This is a genomic window from Micromonospora sp. Mcm103 (assembly GCF_024519755.1).
In the GTDB taxonomy this organism is placed as follows: Bacteria; Actinomycetota; Actinomycetes; order Mycobacteriales; family Micromonosporaceae; genus Micromonospora; species Micromonospora aurantiaca.
The window spans coordinates 16,971-27,793 of the sequence record NZ_JALJRJ010000006.1; the positions used below are offsets into that span (position 1 = coordinate 16,971).

General features: G+C 69.5%; 10 protein-coding genes and 1 pseudogene. 1 reads left to right on the plus strand and 10 read right to left on the minus strand.

Going from position 1 to position 10,823, the window contains the following annotated elements:
* Positions 1-882: 882 nt before the first annotated feature.
* The 9 genes and pseudogenes from OC439_RS10830 to OC439_RS10870 all read right to left on the minus strand — a co-directional run bounded on the left by OC439_RS10830 (position 883) and on the right by OC439_RS10870 (position 9,073).
* Positions 883-2,523: an ammonium transporter gene (locus tag OC439_RS10830; RefSeq protein ID WP_262013285.1), complete on the minus strand. Its 1,641-nt coding sequence runs from the start codon at positions 2,521-2,523 to the stop codon at positions 883-885.
* Positions 2,501-3,571, minus strand: coding sequence for an urea transporter (gene yut / locus OC439_RS10835; protein ID WP_262013286.1), 1,071 nt, complete (start codon positions 3,569-3,571; stop codon positions 2,501-2,503). The genes OC439_RS10830 and yut overlap by 23 nt, the downstream gene beginning before the upstream one ends.
* An 18-nt stretch (positions 3,572-3,589) precedes the next feature.
* A complete protein-coding gene (locus tag OC439_RS10840; protein ID WP_262013287.1) occupies positions 3,590-4,507 on the minus strand; it encodes an urease accessory protein UreD in 918 nt (305 codons plus the stop codon).
* Positions 4,504-5,133 carry an urease accessory protein UreG gene (ureG, locus tag OC439_RS10845; protein WP_260034115.1) on the minus strand — a complete coding sequence of 210 codons (630 nt, stop codon included), beginning with the start codon at positions 5,131-5,133 and terminating at the stop codon, positions 4,504-4,506. Before ureG ends, OC439_RS10840 begins: the two co-directional genes overlap by 4 nt.
* Before the next feature lie 36 nt (positions 5,134-5,169).
* Entirely contained in the window at positions 5,170-5,847 is a 678-nt protein-coding gene (locus OC439_RS10850) for an urease accessory protein UreF (RefSeq protein WP_262013288.1), read from the minus strand.
* A 17-nt stretch (positions 5,848-5,864) separates the two neighbouring features.
* Positions 5,865-6,428: an urease accessory protein UreE gene (gene ureE / locus OC439_RS10855; RefSeq protein WP_262013289.1), complete on the minus strand. Its 564-nt coding sequence runs from the start codon at positions 6,426-6,428 to the stop codon at positions 5,865-5,867.
* A 59-nt stretch (positions 6,429-6,487) separates the two neighbouring features.
* Positions 6,488-8,206, minus strand: a complete 1,719-nt coding sequence (locus OC439_RS10860; protein WP_262013290.1) for an urease subunit alpha — start codon at positions 8,204-8,206, stop codon at positions 6,488-6,490.
* A 185-nt stretch (positions 8,207-8,391) separates the two neighbouring features.
* Positions 8,392-8,727, minus strand: a pseudogene (locus tag OC439_RS10865) (urease subunit beta); the annotation flags it as partial.
* 43 nt (positions 8,728-8,770) lie between these two features.
* Complete coding sequence (locus OC439_RS10870) at positions 8,771-9,073, minus strand: urease subunit gamma (RefSeq protein WP_013287657.1); 303 nt, start codon at positions 9,071-9,073, stop codon at positions 8,771-8,773.
* 150 nt (positions 9,074-9,223) lie between these two features.
* Here OC439_RS10870 and OC439_RS10875 point away from each other — a divergent pair, with 150 nt between their 5' ends.
* Positions 9,224-9,952: a YoaK family protein gene (locus OC439_RS10875; protein WP_262013291.1), complete on the plus strand. Its 729-nt coding sequence runs from the start codon at positions 9,224-9,226 to the stop codon at positions 9,950-9,952.
* A 3-nt stretch (positions 9,953-9,955) separates the two neighbouring features.
* Here the strand turns inward: OC439_RS10875 and proC are convergent, their stop codons facing one another.
* Positions 9,956-10,774, minus strand: coding sequence for a pyrroline-5-carboxylate reductase (gene proC / locus OC439_RS10880; RefSeq protein WP_262013293.1), 819 nt, complete (start codon positions 10,772-10,774; stop codon positions 9,956-9,958).
* Between the last annotated feature and the right edge of the window lie 49 nt (positions 10,775-10,823).

The window sequence follows — 10,823 nt, forward strand, 5'->3', positions numbered from 1 at the left end:
ACGCACTGCCCCCTGCTGCCGCGCCCAGGCGGGCCAGTCGATCCATCCGTCATTGGACTGAGGAATTGGACGAGGAGCATTGGGCAGAACCCATCCCTCCCGGCAATACTCGTCAGACTGTTGAACGGCAACGGTTAGCGGCGGCGAAACGTCAGGAGTAGCAGTCGGTGCACCGGACGCCGAAATCCCGGATGATGGAGCCTGCGGTTGGTTGGCCGCCAGTAGATGAGGGACGATAGACGCAACGACGGCAGATACAGCAGTAATCGCAGCTGCCGCTACCGTACCAATCAGTGCGAGCTTAGCAATCTGACGATCGGATGAATGCGATTGATTCGACGAGGCCGGGTTTCGCCTTCGCCTCATTGGCGGCATTGCAACCTCTAAATTCGTAGAATCTGTGGATCACGCGCCTATCGACCCTACTCCACTGGAGATGATTCACCTGAAGAGGCTGACGGCAGACTGAAGAGCTCCGACCGGCCTGCCGCTCACCACAGAGGGGCTTCGTCGACACCCGCCACTGTAAAGGCACGGATCATGTAAGCCAGAGAAGCCAGATCAGGCCGCCCTCTTCCCATTGTGGGGGCAGGCGCAAGATCGACCTGTGCGTATCTTACAAGTGGACGGCCGGCCCGTTGGGACTCGACGCGCCATCCGACTTCCAAGCCGCAGCATGCGAAAACGGTCGTTGCAGACTCCTGACATTCCTCGATTGAATCGATTAGGCATCGGAGACACCCCTAACGTCCTCGGTGCCTGCCGTCGCAGCTTGATTTAATCACTCACAGTCCACAGTGGCAGGATCCCCAGCGGTCTACACGCGCAACTTGACCGAAGGAGTGAGACGTAAGACCCAATCAGGCAGTGGTCGACCACCTATCAGGACTGGACGCGTTCCGCCTCCTGCACGAACGTGTCGCTCCGCCGGGCCCCCATCCGGTCCAGCTCGTCCAGCACCGCCCCCACCCCGTCCGCACCCACCAGCACCGTGACGCGCAGCCGGGCCGATAACGGCTGGTCCTGCCAGTAACCACGCGGCAGCAGGCTGGCCTGTGGCGTCGTCGTCGCCACGGCGGCGTCGCTGACGATGACCGAGATCGCGCCCGCGCGCAGCAGCGCGTCGCGCAGGTCGGCGCTGTTCGCCGCCGGGTCCGGTTCCAGCAGCGCGGTGACCAGCCGTACCCGCTGGCCGGGCGGCACTGCTGGTTCGCCGGCCGGCACCGCCGCGGTACGGTGCCGGGGCGCGCCGGGCGCGGTCAGGCTGGTGACCCCGCCCAGGTGGTACGCGTCGGTGCCCTGTTGCGCCTGGTCCAGGCGTTCCTGGTCGGCGAGCGGCACACGCAGGCCGATGAGTGCCTGCACCCCGGCGGCGATCAGCCAGGTGAGAACGAAGGAGAACGCGACGACGCTCACCACGCCGACGAGCTGGCGCCACAGCAGGCCGCCTCCGCCGCCGAGGAACAGCCCGTCGGCGCCGAGCGGGTTGACCCCGCGGTTGCCGAACAGGCCGAGCAGGAGCGTGCCGAGCATGCCGCCGACGAAGTGCACGGCGAGCACGTCGAGCGCGTCGTCGAGGCGCAGCAGGTACTTCAGTTTCAGCGCGAAGTGGCAGACCAGGCCGGCCAGCGCGCCGATCGCCACGGCCGAGGCCGCGTTGACGTACCCGGCGGTCGGGGTGACAGTGGCGAGGCCCGCGACCGCGCCGGAGACCGCGCCCACGACGGTGCTGTGTCCGTCCGTGACGCGTTCCAGCGCCAGCCAGACGAGCATCGCCGCGGCGGCGGCGAGGTGCGTGTTGAGGACGGCCTGCGCGGCGAGGCCGTTGGCCTGGAGTCCGTCGCCGCCGTTGAAGCCGAACCAGCCGAACCAGAGGATGCCGGCGCCGACGATGGTCAGCGGGATCGAGTTCGGTGGTGCGGCGGTGTGCGGCCAGTCCCGGCGCCGGCCGACGACGAGCAGCACGGCGAGGACGGCGGCGCCCGCGCTGGCGTGCACGACGAGCCCACCGGCCCAGTCCTGGGTGCCGAACTTGGCGAGCCATCCGCCGGGGTGCCAGAGCCAGTGGGCGATCGGCGCGTACACGACTATCGACCAGACCGCGAGGAACAGCACCCAGCCGCCGAAGCGCAGCCGACCGGCGGTGGCGCCGGTGACGAGCGCCGGTGTGATCACCGCGAACATCATCTGGAACAGGACGAACGCCAGCGTCGGGATGGTGATCCGGCCGTCGACGACGTGCAGGTTGGGTGCGGGCGGCACCTTCAGGTCGGTGAGCCCGAACAGTTCCAGGTTGCCGAACAGCCCGCTGCCCGCGTCGTCGCCGAAGGCGATGGTGTAGCCGACGAGCACCCAGGTCAGGCTGACCACGCCCAGCGCGATCATGTTCTGTTGCAGCATCGCCAGCACGTTGCGGGTGCGGACCATGCCGCCGTAGAACGCGGCGAGCCCCGGCGTCATGAACAGGACCAGGCCGGCGCAGACGAGCACCCAGGCGGTGTCACCCGCGTTCGGAGCGGACACGGTTTCCCTCCTTCTCTCGCAGGTGGACGGAGTCGCGGACGGTGTGCAGGACGCTGTCCCTGACCCGTTCGTGGTTGGGCACCGGCGCGAAGTGCCGGTCCGGCAGCAGCAACAGCCAGGTGGCGATGTTGAACGGCCCGGTCAGCACCGGGATGCCGAGCGGGGTGAGCATGGTGGTCAGCGCCATCTGCACGAACAGCGTCAGCGCGATGCCGAACAGCGTGTAGACGGTGACCAGCGCGCCGGGGCGGTGCGCGACCGAGCCCACCACGATCGCGGTCAGCACCGCGTTGAAGGCGAACAGGCCCTTGTCCAGGGACGCGCCATCGGCGCCGAACCAGAGCGCCAGCAGTGTCGCGCCGACGGCGCCGATCACCGCGAACAGCGCCGACCAGCGGGAGTTGATCAGCAGGGCGACGAGGATGAGCAGGCCGGTGACCCAGCTCTCGATCAGGTAGACCTGGGACACGCCCTTGAAGAAGACCGGGATGAGGCCCCAGTCGAACGTGCCGCCGGTCAGCGATCCCTCACCGGGGAACTTCGGGGTCAGCTTGGTGAGCACCGTGAACCTGTCGAACTGGTACGCCGCCATCAGCAGGAACCAGGTCGTGAGCACGAACGGGAACGTGTAGGCGGTCAGGTTCCAGCGTTTGAAGACGGCGTCGAGGGCGAGCGTGACCACCACCGTGCCGATCGCGCCGAGCACGAGGTAGAGCCACATCAGCGGACGCTGGTCGAGGAACGTGGGCACCGCGAGGCCGGTCAGCAGCGGACTGAAGCCGAACAGGCCCTTGCGCCAGCTGGACATGTCGACCCGCAGCGCCAGCGCGGTCGCGGTGCCGACGACCAGGCCGAGCACGCCGCCGCCGAACACCCGGGGCGTCCCGTTCTCGAACGCGCCCCAGGCCAGCGCGATCAGGATGAGCAGGCCGCTGAGCGGATTGTTCTGGAGCACCACCTGCGCGGCGCCGCGCAGGCCGGCGTCGACGAACCCGGCCGCCGGGTTCCGATCGGCCAGATGGCGCCAGCCACGTCCGATGTCGGCCATGTCGCTGCTCTCCTCGCCTCAACGCCAGCTGAAGACCGGCGGGAAGGTGCAGCCGGTCACCTCTTCGCGGGCGGCAGTGCAGAACGCGCGTACCGCGGCGCGGACCGGTTCGGTCTCCTGACCCAGCACCTTGAACACCAGGCCGGCGTCGTTCGGCAGCCGGCTGACCGCGGTGGCCAGTGGTGTCTGCTCGTCCCACACCGGCGTCGCGGTCCGCTCGAAGACCCTTGCCGCCCGGTCCGGGTCGGTGAGCAGCACGGCGTTGCCGAAGACGTGGAAGCGGTCCATCATCCCGATCCGCGACACCGGGAACCGGCCGGGCGTGATGACGAACTTCTCCACGAACAGCGGGCGTCCGTCGGGCCGCTGCGCCCGCAGCGTGGTGGAGAACAGGTCGTACGCGAAGATCTCGCCGTCGCGGTAGTACTTGCGGCCGGGCTGGAGCACCTCGGCGTACAGCATTGTCGCGGTCTCCGGCAGCCGGACCACTGTGTCGGAGACGAACCGGCTGCGCCGGAACGGGATCACCGGCTCGGGCAGGAACTCCAGGTAGGCGTCCTGCGCCAGGGTGAAGCTCTGGGTCTGGGTGCCGTAGTTGGCGTCCATCTCCTGGATCTTGGTGGCGGCCTGGGTGACCAGGTGCGCCTGCGCGCCCGGCCCGAGGTCGACGTCGATGCGCAGCCGGTCGCCCTGGAGCACGCCGCCGGAGGTGGTGAGGATCATGACGCAGGGCAGGCCCGGCATCTCCTCGTCCCAGTACAGCGCGCGCTGCACCAGCAGCGGGGACTGCCGGAAGACGTCGCGCATGATGGTCCGGTCCGCGCGCCGCTCGAACCCCAGCCGGAGGATGCCCACCTTGCCGTTCGCGGCGGCCGGCAGCTGCGCCGGCTGGTCCTGGTACGGCGCGAGTTCCCGGACGGAGTCCAGAGTGGTCATGCGAGGACTTCGGCGTCGAACAGCGCGTTGCGGCGGACCAGGTCCACCAGGTCGTCGATGCCCTCGCCGGTCTTGCAGTTGGTGAACACGAACGGCTTGCCGCCGCGCATCATCTCGGCGTCGCGGGCCATCACGTCCAGGTCGGCGTCGACGTACGGGGCCAGGTCGGTCTTGTTGATCACGAGGATGTCGGACTTGGAGATACCGGGGCCGTTCTTGCGCGGGATCTTGTCGCCGGCCGCCACGTCGATCACGTAGATGAAGTAGTCGACGAGCGCCGGGCTGAAGGTGAGCGTGAGGTTGTCGCCGCCGCTCTCGATGAGCACGACGTCGCTGTCCGGGAACCGCGCCTCCATGTCCTCCACCGCGGCGAGGTTCATGCTGGGGTCCTCGCGAACAGCGGTGTGCGGGCAGGCGCCGGTCTCCACGCCGACGATGCGTTCCTCCACCAGCACGCCGGTCAGGGCGCGGCGGACGTGCTTGGCGTCCTCGGTGGTCACCACGTCGTTGGTGATGACCAGGATGCGCAGGCCCTGCTCGACCAGGCGGGGCACGACGGCCTCGATGATGGCCGTCTTGCCGCTGCCCACCGGGCCGCCGACGCCGATCCGACTCGCTGATTTCATTGTTGAGAAAGCCCTTCAGGTGGTGAGCGGGAGCGCTCAGCTCATGAACATCCGTACGTGTGCGTGCTGGTGCGCGCCGGCCAGCACGTCGAGGTGCGGCGCGAAGCTCTGCATGTCGTCGAGCCCGGCGGTGCGCACCTCCTCGTAGTCCTCGCCGACCCGCTCGTTCACCGCGAAGAGGATCGACTGGGTGTCGAGGTGGTCCACCCGCATGAGCCGGACCGCCGCGCCGAGCACCATGGAGGCCGCGCCGTACTGGTGGGCGGCGAACGCGTCCGCCTCGTCCACGCCGAGTTCGGCGAAGAGCACGCCGAGCGCGACCGGGTAGGTGACCGGGACGCCCGCGCCGCTCTCCGCGACGCGCTTGCGCAGGAGGGACTCCCCCACCACCCGTTCGGCGGCCTCGGCCAGCTTGCGCCCCATGCGGACGGTCATCGTCCGCGTCTCCTCGTTGATCTTGCGCAGGTGTACGGCCTCGTCGGCCGCCCGGATCCGGTCGAGGTCACCGGCGCGGGCGGCGCGGTGCGCCACGAGCAGCGCCACCCCGTCTCCGGTGGCGGCGGCGCGCGTGACGGTACGCACGAACTCCTGCAACGTGGCCCGGTCGTGCACCGCCCCCTGTTCGACCGCCGTCTCCAGCCCGTTGGAGAAGGAGAAGGCGCCGACCGGGAAGACCGAGTCGCCGAACTGGAGCAGCTTCAGGGCCTCGGTCACCGTGGACACCCCGGCCCTCAGTTCAGGTCGGCGGGCAGGTGCGTGTGCGGGGTCGAGTCGGCCCCGCCGAACAGCCGCCGCGACTCGTGCGGGGCCAGGTACGCGATGATCTCGGTGCCGGGGATGAACTCGTGGGTGAGACCGGTGAACGCGTGGGTCCGCATCACCGAGTCCATGACCTTGCGGTCCACAGTGAGCGGGACGTACATCTCGGTGCCCTTCACCACCGCCGGCCAGTGCTGGTTGCCGATCGCGTGGCCGAGTTCGACGGCCGAGCGGACCACCATGTCCAGGGACTCCCCGTGCAGCGTGTCGAGGTGCACGACCATCACCTCGCCGAGCGCGATCCGGGCCACCACCGCGGTCGCTGTCGCGTCGTCCCAGGCGAGCACGTCGCCGTCGCGCAGCCGTACGCCGCGGGCCAGGGACAGCGCCAGTTCGGTGCCGAGGCTCGTGGTCCGGCGCAGCCGGCTCTTCTGGGCGTCCCACTGGTCGAGGACCAGGTCGTCGACCTTGGCCTCCCGGAGCCGCTCGGTCCACGCCGGCTCGTTCACGTTGCCGAGTACCGTTTCGACGAGCATGTGTTCTCCTTTCACGCGACCCCGCCACCGGCCCGGCCGGGGGCGGGCACCGCGCCGGGTCAGCTGAAGAAGTAGAGCTGGCTGAGGGGGAGGTTCTTGGCCGCCGGCACCGTCGCGTGCACGCCGTCCATCTTCACGGCGAAGGTCTCCGGGTCGACCTCGAGCTTCGGCGTACGGTCGTTGCGCACCATGTCGCGCTTGGTCAGGTTGCGGCAGCCGTAGACCGGCATGACCTGCCGTTGCAGACCCAACTGTTCGGCCACACCCGACTCGTGCGCGGCCCGGGACACGAACGTCACGCAGTTCTTGGCGACCTGGGTGCCGGTGGCGCCGAACATGGGCCGGTAGTAGACCGGCTGCGGCGTGGGCAGCGACGCGTTCGGGTCGCCCATGATCGACCAGGCGATCATGCCGCCCTTGAGCACCATCTTCGGCTTCGTGCCGAAGAACGCGGGCTCCCAGAGGACCAGGTCGGCGAGCTTGCCCGGGCTGACCGAGCCGATGACGTGCGAGACGCCCTGGGTGATGGCCGGGTTGATGGTCATCTTGGCGACGTAGCGCAGGACGCGGAAGTTGTCGTTGGCGTCGGAGTCCTCGGCCAGCTTGCCGCGGACGTTCTTCATCTGCCCGGCGAGCTGGACGGTCCGCAGCCAGGTCTCGCCCACCCGGCCCATGGCCTGCGAGTCGCTCTGCATCATCGAGATGACGCCCTCGTCGAGGAGCACGTCCTCGGCGGCGATGGTCTCGGTGCGGATCCGGCTCTCCACGAAGGCGACGTCCGAGGGCACCTTCGGGTTGAAGTTGTGGCAGACCATGATCATGTCGTACAGCTCGGACTGGCTGTTGATGCCGTACGGCACCGTCGGCGTGGTCGAGGCGGGCAGCACGTTCATCTGGCCGGCGACCTTGATGATGTCCGGCGCGTGCCCGCCGCCGGCGCCCTCGGTGTGGAAGGTGTGGATGGTGCGGCCCTCGAAGGCGGCGATGCTGTCCTCGATGTAGCCGCTCTCGTTGAGCGTGTCGGTGTGGATGCTGATCTGGACGTCGTACTCGTCGGCGACGGCCAGGCAGGACCGGATCACCGCGGGCGGCGCGCCCCAGTCCTCGTGGATCTTGAAGCTGGGCACCCCGGCCATGATCTGCTCGACCAGCGGCGCCCGGCCGCTGCTGTTGCCCTTGCCCAGCAGGCCGATGTTGATCGGCAGGTTCTCGAAGGCCCGCATCATGTTGTGGATGTTCCACGGGCCGGGCGTGATGGTGACGCCGTTGGTGCTGTCGCTGGGCCCGGTGCCGCCGCCCCACAGGGTGGTGACGCCGTTGCTGAGCGCGGCGTACACCTGCTGCGGGGTGACCAGGTGGACGTGCGCGTCGATGCCGCCGGCGGTCAGGATCAGGTGCTCACCGGAGATCGCGTCGGTGCCCGGACCGGTCACCAGGCCCGGGGTCACCCCGTCCATGATGTTGGGGTTGCCCGCCTTGCCGATCCCGGCGATCCTGCCGTCCTTGATCCCCACGTCCGCCTTGACCACGCCGAGCAGCGCGTCCACGATGGTCACGTTGGTGATCACCAGGTCCACCACGCCCTCGGCGCTCGTGGCCTGGCTGGCACTGCCCATGCCGTCGCGCAGGGTCTTGCCACCGCCGTACATGACCTCGTCACCGAGGACCCGCAGGTCCTTCTCGATCTCGATGTAGAGGTCGGTGTCACCCAGCCGGATCTGGTCGCCCGTGGTCGGGCCGTACATTCCGGCGTATTCCTGCCGTGAGATCTGACTCATGCGTTGTCGCTCCAGCTCTGGCGCATCTGAGAGTGGCCGGGCTACTTGCCCTTGCCCTTGCCTTGGTCCTGGCCCTTGCCCTGGTCCTGCTGCTGCGACGTGGTCTTGAAGCCGCGCGTCTGGGCCTGGTGGAGCGCCTCGGCCCGGTCCGGCCGGTAGCCGGGGATCGGCCCGTCGCCGGTCCAGCCCTGGACCAGGCCGTTGAAGCCGTACACCCGCTGGGAGCCGCCGTACGGGACGAGTTGCACGGTCTTGCGGTCGCCGGGCTCGAACCGGATCGAGGTCGTGGCCGGGATGTTCAGCCGCTTCCCGAACGCCGCCGGGCGGTCGAACTCCAGGAAGCGGTTGGCCTCGAAGAAGTGGAAGTGGGAACCGACCTGGATGGGCCGGTCACCGGTGTTGTGCACGACCACCTCGGTCACCGGCCGCCCGGCGTTGAGTTCCAGAGGTTGGTCGCTGAGCTTGTAACCGCCGATGGGCCGAAGGTGCTTGGAGTTCGGTCCCGGGTGTTGCTTCGCCATGTCGCCCCCGCTCCGCCGGAGACCGTGGCCTCCGGTCGCTGCTCTACTGGATGGGTGAGTGGACGGTGATCAGCCGTGACCCGTCGGTGAAGACCGCTTCGACCTGGAGCATCGGGATCATGTCCGCCACGCCGGGGATCACGTCGTCGGCGGTGAGCACGTGGCTCGCATCGTTCATGACCTCCTCGACGGTCTTGCCCTCGCGCGCGCCTTCGAGCGCCGCGGCGCAGATGACCGCCACGGCCTCGGGGTGGTTGAGCTTGACCCCGCGCGCCTTGCGGGCGTTCGCGACCATCGCCAACGAGTGGATCGTCAGCTTGTCGAATTCCTTCGGCGTGAGATGCACGTCGCGATCCCTTCACGTACTTTCGACTATGTCGTCACACTAGGAGGGGTTTATGGGCAAAACAGGCTTTCGGTGAGATTCCCGGAATCGGCGTGCGCCCGCCTGCGCCGGACGCTGCCGGGGCCGCTCCTGCACACGGACGGGGGAAGGGTGAACCGGTCGGCGTCGTACGACTCCGCGGACTCCTACCGGGAGTTCCGCCATCCGCTCGCGGCGCTCGTGCTCGCCGTCGTCACCGCCGGCGCGCTCGACGCCTTCGCGTTCCTGCGATACGGAGCGTTCGTCGCCAACCAGTCCGGAAACGCCATCTTCCTCGGCATGGGACCGGCCGGCGGGCAACCCACGTGGCCGGTCTCGGCGGCCTCGATCGTCGCGTTCGCGACCGCCGCCGGCCTGGTGAACCTGCTCCGCCGCCGGACCCGGCCGACGGCGGCGCCACTGGTGGACATCGCTGTCACCGAGGCCGCCATGGTCGTCTGGACGCTGCTCAACCTGGCGCTCGCGTACGGCCGGCACGGCACGGCGTCGCGGGTGCTGCTCGCCGCGGCCGGAGCGGTCGCCATGGGCAGCCTGACCACTGTGGCGACCCGTACCGCGGGCATCGCGACGCCGATCACCTATCAGTCGGGCACCACGACGAAGATCGGTGAGCGGGCCGCCCGCTGGCTGTTCGGCCCCGCCGCCGACCGGGGCCGGGCCCGGCGGGGCACCCTGCTCGGGCTGCTCGCCCTGGTCAGCTACTCCGTCGGCGGCGCGGTCGGCACGCTCGCCCAGCACCGGCCCCGCTGGGTGCCGCTGTGGGGGACGCTCGCGCTGGCCGTACTGATCCTGCTGCTCCGCCGGGACCGGCGGCCGGGGCCGGCGTCGCGGCCCGGCTGAGCGTCAGTCCGCCTGGGCCGCGAGTTCCCGGGCCCGGTCCCGGGCCGCCTCCAGCGCCGCCAGCATGGCCGCGCGTACGCCGTGGTTCTCCAGCTCGCGGATCGCCGAGATGGTGGTGCCCGCGGGCGAGGTGACCGCCTCGCGCAGCTTCACCGGATGTTCACCGGAGTCGCGCAGCATCACCGCCGAGCCGATCGCGGTCTGCACGATCAGCTCGTGCGCCACCTGGCGTGGCAGACCGAGCAGGATGCCCGCGTCGATCATCGCCTCGACGAGCAGGTAGAAGTAGGCCGGGCCGGAGCCGGAGAGCGCGGTGACCGCGTCCTGCTGCGACTCGGGCACCCGGACGGTCGAGCCGAGCGGGGAGAACATCTCCTCGGCCAGGGCCAGGTGCTCGCCGGTGGCGTACGCGCCCGCCGAGATCGCGCTCATCGCCTCGTCGACCAGCGCCGGGGTGTTGGTCATGACCCGGACCACGGGGGTGCCCTCTGGTAGCCGGCGGTTGAAGAAGGCGGTCGGCAGGCCGGCGCAGAGCGAGATCACCAGCTTGTCGGCCGGCACCTTCGGGCCGATCTCGTCCAGCAGCGCGGCGGCGTCCTGCGGCTTGACCGACACGGCCAGCACCTCGGCCTCGGTCACGGCGGTGAGGTTGTCCACCACCCGTACGCCGTAGCGGTCGGCCAGCTCCCGCGCCCGCGCCGGCCGCCGCGCGGTGGCGAGCAGCCGCCCCACCGGCCAGCCGGAACGCAGCAGCCCGGAGAGCATCAGCTCACCGATCTTGCCGGCGCCGATCACCGCGACCGTGTGCACCTGGCGTGCCATCAGCCGTACCCCTTCCCGGGTCACGTGGGCAGGGCGTGGCGGGGCCGGT